This is a genomic window from Streptomyces sp. NPDC000878 (genome assembly GCF_053599695.1).
In genome coordinates this window covers 1-16,590 of sequence record NZ_JBSFMT010000049.1, presented here as the reverse complement: position 1 = coordinate 16,590, position 16,590 = coordinate 1, and the positions used below count along the sequence as shown (strand labels likewise).

Below are 16,590 nucleotides of genomic sequence, written 5' to 3'. Positions count from 1 at the left end.
CGGACCCTTCGCGCCACGGCAGCCGCCGGTGTCGGACTGCACCCTTTTGATCACCCTGTGTCGAGGTCGGCGCGAGCGCGCGCTGGAGGAGACCGATCGTGGGTCACCGACCGAGAGGATGTGACCCAGGTCACATCAATTCTCTTCGGATGCGGGAAATAACCGGGGATCGTTTCCCCGTTTAGCCATGTGTCCGAGCGAAACGGGGACCGTCTCCCCGGATCGCATCTCAAACCACTGATCTCAAGCCACAGATCTCGAACTCGCCGAAGGAGTACGCCGTGCAGACCGCGATCCCGCAGCAGAAGGTGACCCGGCCCCGCGCCGACGCCCTGCGCAACCGGGAGCGGATCGTCACCGCCGCCCGCGAGATGTTCGTCGAGTTCGGCGCCGAGGTGCCGATCGACGAGATCGCCCGCCGGGCCGGCGTCGGCAACGCCACGGTGTACCGCAACTTCCCGGACCGGGAGGCCCTCGCCCGGGAGGTCGTCTGCTCGGTCATGGACCGCACGTCCGAGGCGGCCGAGCGCGCGCTCGCGGAGTCGGGCGACGCCTTCGCGGCGCTGGAGCGCTTCGTCCACGTCACTGCCGACGAACGGATCGGCGCGCTCTGCCCGATGATGGCCAGCACGTTCGACAAGCGTCACCCCGACCTGGAGGCCGCGCGAGAGCGGGTCGAACAGCTCACCGAGGACATCATGGACCGGGCGAAGGCGGCCGGTCAGCTCCGCACCGACGTGGGTGTCGGCGATGTGATGGTCGTCGTGTCCCAGCTCAGCCGTCCTCCGGCGGGCACGGGATGCATGAGCATCGACCGCTTCGTGCACCGACACCTGCAGCTGTTCCTGGACGGTCTCCGGGCTCCGGCCCCCTCCGAACTGCCCGGCACGGCCGCGACGATGGAGGACCTGCGCCAACCCTGACGGCGACCTGACCCTTCTGTCTCTCCTCTCTGTCTTCCCTCCGCTCTTCTCTCTCCGTCCCCTTTCACGCCCTTTTCCGTCCCGAAGTCCCGAAGTGGGTACCTCCATGTCTGAAATATCCCAGGCTGTCGCCGCCAAGGCGCCGGCACCCGACGCCAACCGCTGGAAGGCGCTGACCTTCATAGCGCTCGCCCAGCTGATGGTCGTGCTCGACGCGACCATCGTGAACATCGCCCTGCCCTCCGCCCAGCAGGACCTGGGGATCTCGGACGGCAACCGGCAGTGGGTCATCACGGCCTACGCCCTCGCCTTCGGCGGACTGCTGCTCTTCGGCGGCCGGATCGCCGACATCTGGGGCCGCAAGAACACCTTCGTCACCGGTCTGATCGGCTTCGCCGCGGCCTCCGCCCTGGGCGGCGCCGCGACGAACGAGGCGATGCTCCTCGGCTCCCGCGCCCTCCAGGGTGCCTTCGGCGCACTGCTCGCGCCCGCCGCGCTCTCCCTGCTCGCGGTGATGTTCACCGACGCCAAGGAGCGCGCCAAGGCGTTCGGCATCTACGGTGCGATCGCCGGTGGCGGTGGCGCCGTCGGTCTGATCCTCGGCGGCTTCCTCACCGAGTACCTCGACTGGCGCTGGACCTTCTTCGTGAACATCCCGTTCGCGATCGTCGCCGCCCTCGGCGCGTACTTCGTCATCCGTGAGCCGTCCGGCAGCCGCAACCGCTCGCCGCTCGACGTCCCGGGTGTCGTCCTGTCCACCCTCGGTCTGGTCTCCCTCGTCTACGGCTTCACGCGCGCCGAGTCCGAGGGCTGGAGCGACTCCCTGACGATCGGCATGTTCGTCGCCTCGGCGGTGCTCCTGGCGGCCTTCGTGTTCGTCGAGGCCAGGGTCAAGGCCCCGCTGCTGCCCCTGCGCGTCATCACCGAGCGCAACCGCGGCGGTGTCTACCTCTCGCTCGGCCTCGCGATCATCGCGATGTTCGGCCTGTTCCTCTTCCTGACCTACTACCTGCAGATCGTGAAGGGCTACTCGCCGGTCAAGACCGGCTTCGCCTTCCTGCCGATGATCGTGGGCATGATCGCGGGCTCCACGCAGATCGGTGCCCGACTGATGACCCGGGTCGCCCCGCGCCTGCTGATGGGCCCCGGCTTCCTGGTCGCCGCGCTCGGCATGCTGTTCCTGACCCAGATGGAGATCGGCTCCTCGTACCCGGCCCTGCTCCTGCCGGCCATGCTCCTGCTCGGCCTCGGCATGGGTACGGCGTTCATGCCGGCCATGTCCCTGGCCACGCTGGGCGTCGAGCCGCGTGACTCCGGTGTCGCCTCCGCGATGGTCAACACCTCGCAGCAGGTGGGCGGCGCGATCGGTACGGCCCTGCTGAACACCATCGCCGCCTCGGCCACGACGTCGTACATCGCCGACCACATCGGTTCTGCGACCTCCCGCTCCCAGCAGCAGCTGGTCCAGCTGGAGGGCATGGTCGAGGGCTACACCAGCGCCATCTGGTTCGCCGTCGGCATCCTGGTCGCTGCCGCCGGTATCGCCTTCACCTTCATCAACGCCGGCCGCCCGGACATGAGTTCGGTCAGCGGTGAGGGCGCGGAGGAGGAGCTGAAGGTCCCGGTGGTCGCCCACTGACCCCGGCGGCCGTCCCCGTGACACCCCTTCGGGCCACTCCGTACGTCACGCGGGGTGGGGACGCCTCGTGACGTACGACTCCAGGATCTGCCCTGGTTCCGCTCAGCGGAGCCAGGGCAGATCCGCGCCCGCGTCCTTCGGCTGAAGGCCCTGGGAGACGATCTCCATGACGTCGTGGAGCGTCTTGCGCTGCTCGTCGCTGATCCGGTCGAACAGCGCCTGCCGTACGGCGGTCACATGACCGGGCGCGGTGCGCCGGAGCACCTCCCGGCCCTGGTCGGTCAGGACGGCGAACTGGCCGCGCTTGTCCGAGGGGCAGTCCTCGCGGCGTACCCAGCCGTTCTTCTCCAGCCGGGCGATGGCGTGCGAGAGGCGGGAGCGGGTGATCTTTGCCTTCATCGCCAGTTCGGTCATGCGCAGCCGTCCGTCCGCCTGCTCTGCCAGTTTGACCAGCAGGCCGTAGTAGACGTGCGGCATGCCGGCGTCACGCTGGAGCTGGCGGTCGAGATGGTCCTCGAGAAGGGTGACGGCGTGCATGTAGGCGCGCCAGGTGCGCTGCTCCTCGTCGGTGAGCCAGCGGGGCTCCTCGTCGGATGTAGATGCCGTGTTCATGTACTCCACTCTACGTTCCCCGTCCTTGAATTTTAAACCAAAACGATGTATGTTCAGTATGCGAGAAGCTTGAGACTTCAAGATGCAGACTTGAAGGAGAGCCTGTCTCGGGTAACCGAAGGGAGCAGCAGTCATGTCCGCCGCCACCCAGGAGCGCATGCCCGCGCTCTACCTCAGTCACGGCGCGCCTCCGCTGGCGGACGACCCCGTCTGGCCCGGCCAGCTCGCCGCCTGGTCGGCCGACCTGCCCCGCCCCAGAGCGATCCTGATGGTCTCCGCCCACTGGGAAGAGGCCCCGCTCGCCATCGGCGCCATCGAAACGATCCCCCTCGTCTACGACTTCTGGGGCTTCCCGGAGCACTACTACCAGGTCGAGTACGCCGCCCCGGGCGCCCCCGAACTCGCCGAGTCCGTACGGAAGCTGCTGCGCGCCCCCGGCATCCCCGTCCAGGACGTCCCGGACCGCGGTCTCGACCACGGCGCGTACGTCCCGCTGGTGGAGATGTTCCCCGAGGCGGACATTCCTGTCCTCCAGATCTCGATGCCGACCCTCGACCCGGTGAAACTGATGGACATCGGGCGCAAACTCGCCCCGCTCCGTGACGAGGGCGTGCTGATCGTCGGCTCCGGCTTCTTCACCCACAACCTGGCCGCCCTGCGCCACACGGGCCCCGGCGTGCCGACCTGGTCGAGCGAGTTCGACGACTGGGGCCGCCGGGCGCTGGAGGCACGGGACGTCGACGGCCTGCTGGACTTCCTGAACAAGGCTCCCGCCGGCAAGTACGCCCACCCGCGCACCGAGCACTTCGCCCCGCTCTTCGTGACGATGGGCGCCGCCGACGTGGCCGGCGAGCTGGACTCCCAGAAGTCGGTCATCGACGGCTTCTGGCTGGGCATGGCCAAGCGGTCGGTGCAGTTCGGCTGACCCCGCCGGCCGGTATCTCGGCCCCTTCGGGCAGGCGCCCGGGGGCCGGAAGGGCGACGGGGAGGGCGTGCCGACGGACCCGGAGTTCCTTCCCGCCCTTGTCCACATTCTCGTGCTCAGAGTTCCTTCTCGTACCAGGCCACGTCCCAGTACCGGCCGAACTTGCGACCCACCTCGCGGTACGTGCCGACGTACCGGAACCCGAAGCGTTCGTGCAGCCGCACGGACGCCTCGTTCGGCGGCACGATGCCCGCCAGCGCGCGGTGCACGTCCTCGCCGGCCAGGGCGGCGAAGAGGGCCTTGTAGAGCAGGGTGCCGATTCCGCGCCCGCCCGCGTCCGGGGCGAGATAGACGGTGACCTCCACGGTGGTGCCGTACGCCGGCTTCGCGCGGAAGGCGCCGGATGTGGCGTACCCCAGAATCCGCTGTGAGTCCACCTCTGTGGCAACCATCAGGCGGTGCGGGCCGTCTTCAGGGTAGGAGAGCAGCCAAGGGCGGCGCTCCTCCGGAGTGAAGACCCTGATGTCGAAAGTGGTGGGTGTCTCGCGCACGTAGTGGTTGTAGAGGTCCGTGAGAGCTTCGAGATCAGCCTCCACCCCCGGCCTGACCTGCACCTCTGCATGTTCCGACGGCATCACGCCTCCTTTGCGAGCGGCACAGGGTACTGCAAGATCAGAAAAATAGGAGGGCGCGGTGGGAATTCTGTCCTGATTCCAGTCGTTGTTTCCTTCGGATGCCGGGCACACGAGGAGTGTGCTGAGCGTTCACAGACAAACAGCAACATCCAGGACCACCCGCTGACCCACCATCGCAAGGGAGCACGCATGGCAACCCGTGCCGTCGCCCGTCGTACGTCGTCCGCCACCGGCGGATCCGTCGGCGGCGCACGCAGTGTTCGCGCCCATGGCGGCGAGATCGCCGACCGCGACCTGGTCGGCATGTACTTGGACGAGATAGCGCGAACCCCGTTGCTCGACGCCGCGAGGGAGGTCGAGCTGTCCCAGACCATCGAGGCCGGTGTGTTCGCACGCCAGATCCTCGACGGCGAGACAGAGGCCAAGGCGGACGCCACCGTCGAGGAGCTGGAGGCGCTGGTCGCCGAGGCCGAGCGGGCCAAGGACGTCTTCATCCGCTCCAACCTCCGGCTGGTCGTCGCCGTGGCGCGCCGCTACCCCCGCAGCGGCCTGCCCCTTCTCGACCTGATCCAGGAGGGCAACGCCGGCCTGGTGCGCGCGGTCGAGAAGTTCGACTACCGCAAGGGCTTCAAGTTCTCGACGTACGCCACCTGGTGGATCCGTCAGGCCATCACCCGCTCCATAGCCGACCAGTCGCGCACGATCCGCCTCCCCGTCCACCTGGTCGAGGAGCTGGGCCGGATCCGCCGCGTGCAGCGCGAGTTCAACCGCAAGAACGGGCGGGACCCGGAGCCGACGGAGATCGCCGCCGAACTGGACTCCACCCCGGAGCGCGTGATCGACGTCCTGGACTGGGCCCGCGACCCGGTCTCGCTGAACATGCCGGTGGACGACGAGGGCGAGACGCAGTTCGGCGACCTCCTGGAGGACACGTCGGCGGTGTCGCCGGAGCAGTCCGTGATGACCCTGCTGCGCAGCGAGGAACTGGACGACCTGATCGGCCGCCTCGACCAGCGCACGGCGTCCATCATCAAGATGCGGTACGGCATCGTCGACGGCCGGGAGCGGACGCTGACGGAGGTCGGCAAGGAGCACGGGCTCACCCGTGAGCGGATTCGGCAGATCGAGAAGCATGCGTTGCTTGAGCTGAAGAAGTTGGCCCGGGACACCGGGTTCGACGCGGCGGCCTAGCTCCGCGTGTAGCTCCGCCGGGTACGTGGTTCGTTGGCCGCGGGCCGGTGGGGGCTGGTCGCGCAGTTCCCCGCGCCCCTGTCGGGGCGCGCCGTAGGGGGCGCACTTGGGTGTAGCGCGCGCCCTCGGCGTACGACTGTTGGGGGTCGCGTGCGCGGGGTGGCGGGGGGCCGCGCAAAGATAGCGGTGTCACGCTGCTTCAAACCAACGGGTCCGGGGCACAAGACCTCAGGGCCCAGGACTTCCGGGTCCGGGCGGCAACGCCTCGGCCCCCCCTGAGCCAGGTTCCGACGCAACCCCCCCCGCGTCGGAACCTTCCCAAGCCGGGCTTCGGTACCTAACCCCCCCCAGGTACCGGAGCCCGGCTCACTTCTGCTTCCGGCCCTAAGGGCGGGGCACCCCGTACCTGAACCCCGGGGTGGCCCGCCGGATGGCAGATTGTGCCACAGCGGCATAACCTGGCGTCCGTGTCCCACCCCGAAATCTCCGGTTCCTCCGGCTTCTCCGGTTCGCTCACCGAACGGCGCAAGTACGCGACGCGGATGGAGATCGCCCGGGTGGCGGCGAAGCTCTTCGTGACCGACGGGCTGCGGGCCACCCGCGCCGAGGACATCGCCCAGGCGGCCGGGGTCGCGCCGCGCACGTTCTACCGCTACTTCGCCACCAAGGAGGAGGCCGTCGGCCCCCTGTTCGGCGCGGGCATGGAGCACTGGGCGGACACGGTGCGCGAGGCGCCGGCCGCGCTGTCCGTGCCGCAGGCCCTGGAACACGCGGCACGGCATGTGCTGACCCCCGGCGCCGGGGTGCCGCCGGGCGCCCTGGACTGGGCCCGCACCCTGCTCCGGCTGGCCGAGGAGAGCCCCGCCCTGCTGCGGGTGTGGGCGGAGCGGTGCCGCACGTCGGAACGCGCGCTCGCCGAGGCGCTGGCCTCCCGGGGCGCGGGCCCGGCCGACTCCCCCGAGGCCCGCTTCACGGCCGCCGTCGCCAGCGCCGCCGTACGCGTCGCCTTCGAGACCTGGGCGTCCGGAGACACCCCGGCGGACGGCCCGACCGGCCCGGCAGCACTGGCGGTACGCAACCTGGGGACACTGCGGGACTTTCCGTGGGGCGGCGCCGACTTCTGAGCGCGGGTTCTGGGAGGCCGTCGGTCAGCTTCCCGTTGCCGCTCGGGTCAGGCGTTCCCCCAACTCCCGTATGCGCTCGATCAGTTCGGGCGGTTCCTGGACGGTGAATGCGCAGTCGACCGACGCGAGTCGTACCGCCAGCCACTCCACCGCGTCGCCGGTCGAGGAGTGGATGCGGCAGCTGTGCTCGTCAAGGGGCTCGGGGGTGCCGAGCCAGGCCGGGACGTGGGCGGCGACATACGCGGCCGGTGCGGCGAACGTCGCCTCGAACGTGTACTCCTCCCGCCGTACGTGGATCGACTGGCGCAGATACTCCGCCGCGTCGCCCGTCGGCAGCTCGCGCGGGGTGAAGCGGGCGCCCGTCGCGAAGGGGTCGGCGACCCGGTCGACGCGGAAGGTGCGCCAGTCGGCGCGGTCGAGGTCGTAGGCGACGAGATACCAGCGGCGGCCGGTCGACACCAGCCGGTACGGCTCGGTCAGCCGCTTCGTCGGAGTGCCGTCCTTGGCGCGGTAGGCGAACCGCAGCCGCTCCTGCCCGGCCACCGCCGAGGCCATCACGGTCAGCGTCTCGGGGGCGATGACCGCACCGTCTCCGCTGGTCAGCGGAGTGGTCGCGGCCTGGAGGGTGGACACGCGCCGGCGCAGCCGGGACGGCAGGACCTGCTCCAGCTTGGCCAGCGCCCGTACGGACGCCTCGTCCAGCCCCTCGACCGCGTGCCCGGCGCCCGCCCGCAGCCCGACCGCGATGGCCACCGCCTCCTCGTCGTCGAGCACCAGCGGCGGCAGCGCCTTGCCCGCGACCAGCCGGTACCCGCCGTCGGAACCCTTGCTCGCCTGCACGGGATAGCCGAGTTCCCGCAGCCGGTCGATGTCCCGCCGCACGGTGCGCCGGGACACCCCGAGCCGGTCGGCCAGCTCGCCGCCGGGCCACTCGCGGGGCGTCTGGAGGAGCGAGAGAAGCTGAAGGAGCCGGGCCGGGGTGTCCGTCGTCATGGGTACGAGGATGCCGTACCACTAGGACACGATCTGACCTAATGGGGTCCTAGCGTGCGGTCATGACCTCCACCGAGACACGTACCGAAGCACCAGCCGCCGTGCCCGACCGGCGGCGCTGGTTCGCCCTCGCCATCGTGATGACCGCGGCCTTCATGGACCTCGTCGACGTCACGATCGTCAACATCGCGATCCCGTCGATCCAGCGCGAGGCCGGCGCCTCCTTCAGCCAGATCCAGTGGATAACGGCCGGTTACGCGCTCGCCTTCGCCGCCGGACTCGTCACCGGCGGACGGCTCGGCGACATCCACGGCCGCAAGCGGCTCTTCCTCGTCGGCATCGGCGGCTTCACCCTCGCCTCCGCGCTGTGCGGCTTCGCCGCGAACCCCGAGATGCTGGTCGCCTCCCGCATCCTCCAGGGCGCCATGGCGGCGATGATGGTGCCGCAGGTCCTGTCGATCGTCCACGCGACCTTCCCGGCGCACGAACGCGGCAAGGTGTTCGGGCTCTTCGGCGCGATCGTGGGCCTGGGCGCGGTGTCCGGCCCGCTGCTGGGCGCGCTGCTGACGGAGTGGAACCTGTTCGGCCTGGAGTGGCGGCCCATCTTCCTGATCAACCTGCCGGTCGGCATCGCGGGACTGATCCTGGGCCGCCGGTACATCACCGAGTCCAAGGCCCCGCGTGCCCTCAAGCTGGACATGGTCGGCGTCGCCCTGGTGACCCTGGGTCTGCTGATGCTGCTCTACCCGCTGACGCGCGGGCGTGAGCTGGGCTGGCCGCTGTGGGGGTACCTGTCGATGGCGGGCGCGCTCGGCGTCTTCGGCGCGCTGGTGGCGTACGAGAAGCGCAAGACCCGGATCGACGGTTCGCCGCTGGTAGAGCTGTCCCTGTTCAGGGTGAAGAGCTTCGCCGCGGGCATCGCCGTACAGACCGTCTTCGGGGTCGGCCTGGGCGTCTTCTTCCTGGTCTGGACGCTGTACATGCAGATCGGGCTCGGCTGGAGCGCCCTGCGGGCCGGGCTGACAGGCGTGCCCTTCTCGATCGCGGTGTCGGTGGCGGCCGGGATGTCCGTCCAGAAACTGACCCCGCGCTTCGGCCGCAAGGTGCTCCAGGCGGGCGCCCTGGTGATGGGCCTCGGGGTGCTGCTCTACATCTGGGAGTCCGGCCGGTACGGCCTGACGATCGCCCCCTGGCAGATGGCGCTCCCGCTGGTGGTGATGGGCGTAGGCATGGGTCTGATCGTCGCCCCGCTGACGGACGCGGTGCTGTCGGAGGTGCCCAGGGAGCACGCCGGGTCGGCGTCCGGGCTGATCAACACCGTGCAGCAGATGGGCAACGCGCTGGGGCTCGGGCTGGTGTCGGTGGTGTTCTTCGGCGCGATGGGGGACCGGCTCGCGCCGAGCGAGGTGGGTCCTGCGTTCGTGGACGGCTTCCAGAACGCGCTGGGGTGGGTCGCCGCGCTGATGGGCGTGATCTTCCTGGTGATGTTCGCGCTGCCGGGGCGGGCCGCTGCGGTGACCGAGCCGGACGAGGTGGCCGAGGGCGACCGGGACAAGGTCCTCGTCGGCTGAGCGAGGAAGGCTGAGCGAGGACGGTGGAGTGGGGCCCGTCGCCACGGAGGAATCCGGGGCGGCGGGCCCGCCGCTTTGGAGCGGACATGGAACGGAAGCCCGATTGTGTCCATCTCGTGTCCGAGCCTGTTTACTTTCCGGAAATCCGGGCGTAGCCTCCGAATGAAACCAGCCGAAACAACAAGTTCGGGCATGAGTCGGAGGCGAACGGACATGTACGCACCGGAGCGGCAGCAGGAGATCCTGCGGCTCGCCCGTGACGGCGGGCGGGTGGACGTGCTGTCTCTCGCCGAGCAGTTCCAGGTCACCGCGGAGACGATCCGCCGGGACCTGAAGGCGCTGGACCGCGCGGGCCTCGTACGGCGTGTGCACGGCGGCGCCATACCGGCCGGTCGCCTCGACTTCGAGCCGGACCTCACCGAGCGCGAGTCGACCTACGCCGACGAGAAGGACCGCATCGCCAAGGCCGCCCTCGCCGAGCTGCCCACCGAGGGCACCCTGATCCTCGACGCCGGCTCGACGGTCGCACGCCTCGCCGCCGCCATTCCGCTGGAGGCGACGCTCACCGTCGTCACCCACAGCCTCCCGATCGCGGCCCGCCTCGCCGACCATCCCGGCATCCAGCTGCACCTCGTCGGAGGACGCGTCCGGCACCGTACGCGCGCCGCCGTCGACGCCTGGGCGCTGCGGGCGTACGGCGAGATCCGCGCCGACGTCCTGTTCGTGGCCGCCAACGGGTTCTCCGCCGGGCACGGGCTGACCACGCCCGACCTCGCCGAGGCCGCCGTGAAGCGGGCCGCCGTGGAAGCCGCCCGCCGAGTGGTGCTGCTCGCCGACTCGACGAAGCATGGCGAGGAGCACTTCGCCCGCTTCGGGAACCTGGGTGACGTGGACCTGCTGATCACCGACAGCGGACTGGACCCCGAGGACGCCACCGCCATCGAGCGCGGCGGCACGGAAGTGGTGCGCGCATGATCCTCACCGTCACTCCCAACCCGTCCCTCGACCGTACGTACGAGGTCCCGTCGCTCGACCGCGGCGAGGTCATCCGCGCCACCGGCGAACGCATGGACCCGGGCGGCAAGGGCGTCAACGTCTCGCGGGCGGTGGCTGCCGCCGGACAGCGCACGGTGGCCGTGCTACCGCTGGGCGGCGCACCCGGCGCGCTCGTCGCCGACCTCCTCGACGCCCAGGGCATAGAGGTCGCGCCGGTACCCATCGCGGGGGCGACCCGCTCGAACATCGCCCTCGCCGAATCCGACGGCGTCCTGACGAAGATCAACGCACCGGGCCCCGAACTCTCCGCCGCAGAGCAGGAGTTGCTCCTGGAGACCGTGCGCAGGCAGTCGGCCGACGCCGACTGGATAGCCTGCTGCGGCAGCCTGCCGAGGGGCCTCGCCCCTTCCTGGTACGCCGACATCGTCGCCCGTACGCATGCCGCAGGCGCCCGGATCGCCCTGGACACCTCGGGCCCGGCCCTCCTCGCAGCCCTGCGCGAACGCCCCGACGTCGTCAAGCCGAACGCCGAGGAACTGGCCGAGGCGGTCGGCCGCCCCCTGGCCACGATCGGCGACGCGGTGAAGGCGGCGGAGGAACTGCGCGGACTGGGCGCGGGCGCGGTCCTGGCCAGCCTCGGCGCCGACGGCCAACTCCTCGTCAACGGCTCGGGCACCTGGTTCGCCAGCGCCCGCGTCGACACCGTACGCAGCAACGTCGGCGCCGGCGACTCCTCACTCGCCGGCTTCCTGATCGCCGGCGGCAGCGGCCCCGAGGCCCTCGCCTCGGCCGTCGCGCATGGCGCCGCTGCCGTGCAGTTGCCCGGCAGCGTGATGCCGACACCGGCCGACCTCGACCTGTCGGCGGTGACGGTGACGGGCGAGGTGCCGGTGGACCGGGCGCTGAGGGAGCCGGTGTCATGAGCGCCTGCCTGAGTGCCCGCCTTGGACCGACTCCGCCACGGCCGTCAGCCGTCGCGAACGACGCGGTCCAGCTGCCCGGCAGCGCGATGCCGACGCCTATGACGGCCGCTACCCGGTACGCCCGTCCCTCTGCACCGGCCCTGACCCGGCCCTCCGCCGTCGCACACGCCGCCGCCGTGCAGTTGCCCGGCAGCCCGATGCCGACCCCCGCCTACCCCGACCCGTCCGCCGTGGCGGTGACGGGCGAGGTGTCCGTGGACCGTCGTACCGGGGGTACCCGTCTCCTGACGGCCGTCACCCGGTACGTCCGTCCCCCTGAACCGGCCCTGACGCGGCGGGGTTCCCCCGGCCCCGCCGCAGCCACCCCCAAGAGCCCCCACCGCAGTACCCGTACCCGCACCACCCCCGTCCCCAGCCCCGCCCACCCCACGCCCCGGGCGATACGCGTGCAAAGGAGCCCGCGATGAGCGAGATGATCACCGCGGACCTGGTCGATCTCGACCTGTCCGCCCAGACCAAGGATGCGGCGGCCCGTGCCCTCGCCGAGCGCATGGTGGCGAAGGGGAGGGTGACCGACCTCGACGGTTTCCTCGCTGACGTGGCCGCCCGTGAGGCACAGATGCCGACCGGCCTCGACGGCGGCATCGGCATCCCGCACTGCCGCAGCGAACACGTGACCGAGCCGACGCTCGCCTTCGGGCGCAGCGCCGCCGGGATCGACTTCGGCGCGGCCGACGGCCCCGCCGACCTGATCTTCCTGATCGCGGCCCCGGCCGGCGCCGACGACGCCCATCTGACGATCCTGTCGTCGCTCGCCCGCCAGCTGATGAACGACGAGTTCACGGCGGCGCTGCGGGCGGTGGACGACGCGGAGAGCGCCGCCGCGCTGATCCGCGGCGACGAGGCCCCGGCCACCGTCGCCGACGACTCCGCGGCGGCTTCGGCGGCGGCCTCCGCCGAAGCCGCCGCGGGCAGTGACGACGGTGACGGGGGCGCGCGTCCGTTCCGGATCGTCGCCGTCACCTCCTGTCCGACCGGTATCGCCCACACGTACATGGCCGCCGAGGCGCTGGAGAACGCGGGCCGCGAGGCCGGTGTCGAACTCGTCGTCGAGCCGCAGGGATCGGCCGGGTTCACCCGGCTCGACCCGGCGGTCATCGCCGACGCGGACGGCGTGATCTTCGCCCACGACGTACCCGTACGGGAGAAGGAACGCTTCGCCGGGAAGCCCACCGTCGACGTCGGCGTGAAGGCCGGCATCAACAAGCCCGCCCAGCTCATCGCCGACGTACGCGGCAAGGCCGAGCGCGGCGAGAGCAGCGCACCCGCCACCGGCGGTACGCCCGTCGAGCGCGCCGGCGAGTCCGGCGACAACTACGGCACCAAGCTTCGCAAGTGGCTGATGACCGGCGTGAGTTACATGGTCCCGTTCGTCGCCGCGGGCGGTCTGCTGCTCGCCCTCGGCTTCGCGATCGGCGGCTGGGAGATCAACAAGGCGCCCTCGGTCATGGAGCACTTCTCCTGGACCCAGGTCGACAGCTGGGGCGCCCTGCTGTTCCAGATCGGCGGCGTCGCCTTCGGCTTCCTGATCCCGGTCCTGGCCGGCTACATCGCCTACGGCATGGCCGACCGCCCAGGCCTCGTCCCCGGCTTCGTCGGCGGCATGATCGCCTCGAACATCGCGGCCGGCTTCCTCGGCGGCCTGGTCGCCGGTCTGCTCGCCGGTGGCATCGTCCTCTCGATCCAGAAGATCAAGATCCCACCGGTGCTGCGCGGCATCATGCCCGTCGTGGTGATCCCGCTGATCTCCTCGCTGATCGTCGGCTTCCTGATGTTCGTCGTCGTCGGCAAGCCCATCGCCGAGGCCCAGAAGGGCATGACGGACTGGCTGGCCGGCCTCTCCGGCACCAACGCCATCCTGCTCGGCGTACTGCTCGGCCTGATGATGTGCTTCGACCTCGGCGGCCCGGTCAACAAGGTCGCGTACGCCTTCGCCACCGCCGGAATCGCCGTCCAGGACCCGAGCGACGCCGCGATGAAGGTCATGGCCGCGGTGATGGCCGCCGGCATGGTCCCGCCGCTGGGCATGGCGCTGGCCACCGTCGTCCGCAAGAAGCTCTTCACCCCGGCCGAGCAGGAGAACGGCAAGGCCGCCTGGGTCCTGGGCGCCTCCTTCATCTCCGAGGGCGCCATCCCGTTCGCGGCGGCCGACCCACTGCGCGTCATCCCGGCCTCCATGGCGGGCGGCGCGGTCACCGGCGCCCTGTCGATGGCCTTCGGCGCGACGCTCCGCGCCCCGCACGGCGGCATCTTCGTGGTCCCGCTGATCGGCAGCCCGTTCCTCTACCTGATCGCCATCGCGGCAGGCACCTGCGTCACGACGGCCCTGGTCATCGTCCTCAAGAGCATGCGCAAGCAGACTCCGGGCGCCACGGCCGCCGAGTCGCCCGAGGGCACGGCGGCGACACCGGCAAAGAAGGAGCCGGTGGCGGCGTAAGCAGACGTAAGCAGTGCGGCGAGCGGGCGGCAGGCGAGCCCGCGAGCACCGGAAACGCCATGGTCCCGGACAGGAACTCCCTGTCCGGGACCATGGCGTCTGTGCCATCGGGTAGGAAAGAAATGTGTGCCGGGGCTACGACGCCCGAGCCGCCCGCCGCTCCATCGCGTCCCGCGCCCCGTCCTCCGTCGGATACACCTCGCACATGTGCCGCCCGTCGGGCGTGGCCGTGTGCTCGACCTCCCACAGGGAGATCTCCTCACCGCCCGGCAGCAGGAAGGCGTGCTCGTAGAGCGAGAAGCCGATCCCGGCCCGCCCCGCCCGGCACGGCCGCCCGAACGCCTGCGTGATCTGGTGCGCGAACGCCGTACGCAGCAACTCGGCCGTCTCCGTCCCCGGCCGGTCCGTGTTCTCCGCGCGGCGCAGTAAACGGCGCGCGTGGTCCGCCGAGTCGTCGGGTACGTACACATGCCGGGGATGGACGACCGGCGTGAGCTGCACCGTCACCGGCAGCTCGAAATCCGGGCCGTCGGCGGGCAGCGGGAGCCGGGCCGTGGCGGCCCGCAGCTCCTCCTCGTCGACATACACCTCGTGCTGCGGACCCGCCCCCGGCGCCGTGTTGTGCACCAGCTCCCAGAGGGTGAGCGCCGAACCGTCGGCGAGCAGCCAGGTATGACGGTACGTCTCGCGGTGCAGTCCCGCGCTGTGGTGCGCCGAGTGCAGCGAACTGTCGTGCGCCAGCGCGCAGTCGAGCCGCCGTATCGCCTCGTCGGGCAGCTCGAAGGAGTTCAGCGCACGACCGAGGAGTCGCGCGAGATGCTCCTCCGGAGACTCGGGCGACTCGGGTGGTTCGTACGCTGCCGTCTCGTACGGAACGCTCAAGGCTTCTCCCGGCGTTGCTGCATGTCACCTTGTGGGTGCATACCGTAGCCCCTCGGTCGGACATCATGTCCGGGAACCGAGAAAACATATGCCTGAGAGACGCCCGGGCCGCACGAAAAGTTCCCGCACGGCCCCGAAAACCGTCAATGATCCGTCAACACGCCCTGATCAGACGGTACTTCAGCCGCCGTCAGGAAGCGGCCCCCGCCGTCCACTCGCTCCACGGCAGATTCCAGCCATTGAGACCGTTGTCCGGCGCGACCTGCTTGTCGGCGGAGTTCTTCACGATGACGACGTCCCCGATCATCGAGTTGTCGAAGAACCACTTCGCGGGCGTGGCCCCGTTGGCCCCCTGCACGTCCTGCAGCCCCACACACCCATGGCTGGTACCCGTCCGCCCGAACGGCGGATTGGCCTTCTTGTACCAGTAGTTGCCATGGATGAACGTCCCGGACGTCGTCAACCGCATCGCGTGCGGCACATCCGGGATGTCGTACGCGTTGGCCAGATCGACCGTACGGCTGTCCATCCGCGTCTCCTTCAGCTTCTCGGAGATCACCATCTGCCCGTTGTACGTGGTGAACTCCGGGCTGCCGGCCGAGATCGGGATGCTCTTGAGGGTCTGCCCGTCCCGTACGACCGTCATGGTCTGCGTGTTGACATCGACCGTGGACACCTGCGAGCGCCCGATCGTGAAACTCACCGTCTTCTTCTGCACCCCTACCACGCCGTTAGCGCCCTTGACCCCGTCCAGGTCGATCTTCATCGTGACCTTGGAACCGGCCTTCCAGTACTCCTCGGGCCGGAAGTCGAGCCGCTGCGCCCCGAACCAGTGCCCGACGACCTGCTGCCCGCTGCTCGACGTCACCGTGATGTGCGACCGCACGGCCGCCTGGTCGCTGATCGCCTTGTCGAACGTGAACGACACCGGCATCCCCACCCCGACCGTCGTCCCGTTGTCCGGCGTGTACGTCCCGATGAAGCTGTTCGCCTTGGTGACCGTGGTGAAGGTCGAGTCGGCGGTCCCGGCCCGCCCGTCGGCGTCCTTCGCGGTCGCCGATATTCGGTACCGCGTCCCCCGCTCCAACTGCTCGGCCGGCAGCCAGCTCCGCCCGTCCGCGGCTATCGCCCCCGCCACGGCGGCCCCCGTCCCCGCGACGGTCATCTTCACGTCGGTCAGCGTGCCACCGCTGACCTTCACCCCGGTCGTGTTGATCGACGCCCCCGCCGACCCGTCCTTGGCGGAGATGGCGATCCGAGCGGCCGAGGTGGTGACGGTGCCACTACCGCCCTTACCGCCCCCGCCCTTGCCGTCATCGCCACTACTACCGCTACTGCTACCGCCGCCGGCGCACGCGGTGAGGGACAGGGCACCGACCATCAGGACGGCACAGGCCCCCAGCGCGCGCCGAGCTGTCGTGTCCGGCGTTGTCACGGGCTGCTCCAGGTTTGTGTGATCCGCTCCACTTACGTGAGGAAAGAGGGGGACACCGAGGGCCCGGGTTCCAGCCGCCCACCTTCACAGCCATGACGTGACAGAACCGCGACAATCGCCATCTCCTGGGGGAGTTTCTGTTGTTGGGCAGGTGCCCGACGAGGCGGTGATGTCCAGGAACGTCAGTTCGTCGGCGCCCTCGGCGTCGTACACCTTGGCCATCTCGACGGGGTCGCCCGCGTCG

General features: G+C 70.3%; 15 protein-coding genes and 1 pseudogene. 10 read left to right on the top strand and 6 right to left on the bottom strand.

The features are described 5' to 3' along the window. Nucleotides 1–281 precede the first annotated feature (281 nt). The gene (locus tag ACWDR4_RS33145) at nucleotides 282–923 is read left to right on the top strand and encodes a TetR/AcrR family transcriptional regulator (protein ID WP_450413819.1); all 642 of its coding nucleotides are present in this window, start codon (nucleotides 282–284) and stop codon (nucleotides 921–923) included. Nucleotides 924–1,029: 106 nt separating this feature from the next. Next, complete coding sequence (locus ACWDR4_RS33140) at nucleotides 1,030–2,562, top strand: MFS transporter (protein ID WP_450413818.1); 1,533 nt, start codon at nucleotides 1,030–1,032, stop codon at nucleotides 2,560–2,562. Between the two features lie 102 nt (nucleotides 2,563–2,664). Here ACWDR4_RS33140 and ACWDR4_RS33135 read toward each other — a convergent pair whose 3' ends face one another. Then, nucleotides 2,665–3,174: a MarR family winged helix-turn-helix transcriptional regulator gene (locus ACWDR4_RS33135; protein ID WP_450413817.1), complete on the bottom strand. Its 510-nt coding sequence runs from the start codon at nucleotides 3,172–3,174 to the stop codon at nucleotides 2,665–2,667. A gap of 133 nt (nucleotides 3,175–3,307) precedes the next feature. Here ACWDR4_RS33135 and ACWDR4_RS33130 point away from each other — a divergent pair, with 133 nt between their 5' ends. Next, entirely contained in the window at nucleotides 3,308–4,099 is a 792-nt protein-coding gene (locus tag ACWDR4_RS33130; RefSeq protein WP_450413816.1) for a dioxygenase family protein, read from the top strand. Between the two features lie 116 nt (nucleotides 4,100–4,215). Here the strand turns inward: ACWDR4_RS33130 and ACWDR4_RS33125 are convergent, their stop codons facing one another. Further along, the gene (locus tag ACWDR4_RS33125) at nucleotides 4,216–4,734 is read right to left on the bottom strand and encodes an N-acetyltransferase family protein (RefSeq protein ID WP_450413815.1); all 519 of its coding nucleotides are present in this window, start codon (nucleotides 4,732–4,734) and stop codon (nucleotides 4,216–4,218) included. A gap of 189 nt (nucleotides 4,735–4,923) precedes the next feature. On the opposite strand from ACWDR4_RS33125, the gene ACWDR4_RS33120 reads away from it, so the two are divergent. Then, nucleotides 4,924–5,925 (top strand): sigma-70 family RNA polymerase sigma factor, encoded by a 1,002-nt coding sequence (locus tag ACWDR4_RS33120; protein ID WP_450413814.1) that lies wholly within the window; start codon nucleotides 4,924–4,926, stop codon nucleotides 5,923–5,925. 542 nt (nucleotides 5,926–6,467) lie between these two features. Further along, a complete protein-coding gene (locus tag ACWDR4_RS33115) occupies nucleotides 6,468–7,049 on the top strand; it encodes a TetR/AcrR family transcriptional regulator (RefSeq protein WP_450413923.1) in 582 nt (193 codons plus the stop codon). A gap of 24 nt (nucleotides 7,050–7,073) precedes the next feature. On the opposite strand, the gene ACWDR4_RS33110 is transcribed toward ACWDR4_RS33115, so the two are convergent. Further along, a complete protein-coding gene (locus ACWDR4_RS33110) occupies nucleotides 7,074–8,042 on the bottom strand; it encodes a helix-turn-helix transcriptional regulator (protein ID WP_450413813.1) in 969 nt (322 codons plus the stop codon). A 62-nt stretch (nucleotides 8,043–8,104) separates the two neighbouring features. On the opposite strand from ACWDR4_RS33110, the gene ACWDR4_RS33105 reads away from it, so the two are divergent. The 5 genes from ACWDR4_RS33105 (at nucleotide 8,105) to ACWDR4_RS33085 (ending at nucleotide 14,029) form a co-directional block, all read left to right on the top strand. Continuing rightward, entirely contained in the window at nucleotides 8,105–9,613 is a 1,509-nt protein-coding gene (locus ACWDR4_RS33105) for an MFS transporter (protein WP_450413812.1), read from the top strand. 213 nt (nucleotides 9,614–9,826) lie between these two features. Continuing rightward, nucleotides 9,827–10,588 carry a DeoR/GlpR family DNA-binding transcription regulator gene (locus tag ACWDR4_RS33100; protein ID WP_450413811.1) on the top strand — a complete coding sequence of 254 codons (762 nt, stop codon included), beginning with the start codon at nucleotides 9,827–9,829 and terminating at the stop codon, nucleotides 10,586–10,588. Further along, entirely contained in the window at nucleotides 10,585–11,532 is a 948-nt protein-coding gene (gene pfkB / locus ACWDR4_RS33095) for a 1-phosphofructokinase (protein ID WP_450413810.1), read from the top strand. The genes ACWDR4_RS33100 and pfkB overlap by 4 nt, the downstream gene beginning before the upstream one ends. Then, on the top strand, nucleotides 11,529–11,999 hold the full coding sequence (locus ACWDR4_RS33090; RefSeq protein WP_450413809.1) for a hypothetical protein: 471 nt from the start codon (nucleotides 11,529–11,531) through the stop codon (nucleotides 11,997–11,999). Before pfkB ends, ACWDR4_RS33090 begins: the two co-directional genes overlap by 4 nt. Continuing rightward, complete coding sequence (locus ACWDR4_RS33085; protein ID WP_450413808.1) at nucleotides 11,996–14,029, top strand: PTS fructose transporter subunit IIABC; 2,034 nt, start codon at nucleotides 11,996–11,998, stop codon at nucleotides 14,027–14,029. The genes ACWDR4_RS33090 and ACWDR4_RS33085 overlap by 4 nt, the downstream gene beginning before the upstream one ends. 135 nt (nucleotides 14,030–14,164) lie before the next feature. Here the strand turns inward: ACWDR4_RS33085 and ACWDR4_RS33080 are convergent, their stop codons facing one another. From ACWDR4_RS33080 to ACWDR4_RS33070, 3 genes and pseudogenes are all read right to left on the bottom strand, one after another. Continuing rightward, nucleotides 14,165–14,911, bottom strand: coding sequence for a DUF6227 family protein (locus tag ACWDR4_RS33080; RefSeq protein WP_450413807.1), 747 nt, complete (start codon nucleotides 14,909–14,911; stop codon nucleotides 14,165–14,167). 190 nt (nucleotides 14,912–15,101) lie between these two features. Further along, nucleotides 15,102–16,346, bottom strand: coding sequence for an Ig-like domain-containing protein (locus ACWDR4_RS33075; RefSeq protein ID WP_450413806.1), 1,245 nt, complete (start codon nucleotides 16,344–16,346; stop codon nucleotides 15,102–15,104). Nucleotides 16,347–16,484: 138 nt separating this feature from the next. Next, nucleotides 16,485–16,590 (bottom strand): annotated as a pseudogene (locus ACWDR4_RS33070) (HisA/HisF-related TIM barrel protein); the annotation flags it as partial.

Bases quoted from the DNA above. Each gene is read 5' to 3' on its own strand.
- ACWDR4_RS33125 (WP_450413815.1), bottom strand. From the start codon at position 4,734: ATGCCGTCGGAACATGCAGAGGTGCAGGTCAGGCCGGGGGTGGAGGCT.
- ACWDR4_RS33090 (WP_450413809.1), top strand. From the start codon at position 11,529: ATGAGCGCCTGCCTGAGTGCCCGCCTTGGACCGACTCCGCCACGGCCG.
- ACWDR4_RS33130 (WP_450413816.1), top strand. From the start codon at position 3,308: ATGTCCGCCGCCACCCAGGAGCGCATGCCCGCGCTCTACCTCAGTCAC.
- ACWDR4_RS33135 (WP_450413817.1), bottom strand. From the start codon at position 3,174: ATGAACACGGCATCTACATCCGACGAGGAGCCCCGCTGGCTCACCGAC.
- ACWDR4_RS33120 (WP_450413814.1), top strand. From the start codon at position 4,924: ATGGCAACCCGTGCCGTCGCCCGTCGTACGTCGTCCGCCACCGGCGGA.
- ACWDR4_RS33100 (WP_450413811.1), top strand. From the start codon at position 9,827: ATGTACGCACCGGAGCGGCAGCAGGAGATCCTGCGGCTCGCCCGTGAC.
- ACWDR4_RS33115 (WP_450413923.1), top strand. From the start codon at position 6,468: ATGGAGATCGCCCGGGTGGCGGCGAAGCTCTTCGTGACCGACGGGCTG.
- ACWDR4_RS33085 (WP_450413808.1), top strand. From the start codon at position 11,996: ATGAGCGAGATGATCACCGCGGACCTGGTCGATCTCGACCTGTCCGCC.
- ACWDR4_RS33105 (WP_450413812.1), top strand. From the start codon at position 8,105: ATGACCTCCACCGAGACACGTACCGAAGCACCAGCCGCCGTGCCCGAC.
- ACWDR4_RS33110 (WP_450413813.1), bottom strand. From the start codon at position 8,042: ATGACGACGGACACCCCGGCCCGGCTCCTTCAGCTTCTCTCGCTCCTC.
- pfkB (WP_450413810.1), top strand. From the start codon at position 10,585: ATGATCCTCACCGTCACTCCCAACCCGTCCCTCGACCGTACGTACGAG.
- ACWDR4_RS33140 (WP_450413818.1), top strand. From the start codon at position 1,030: ATGTCTGAAATATCCCAGGCTGTCGCCGCCAAGGCGCCGGCACCCGAC.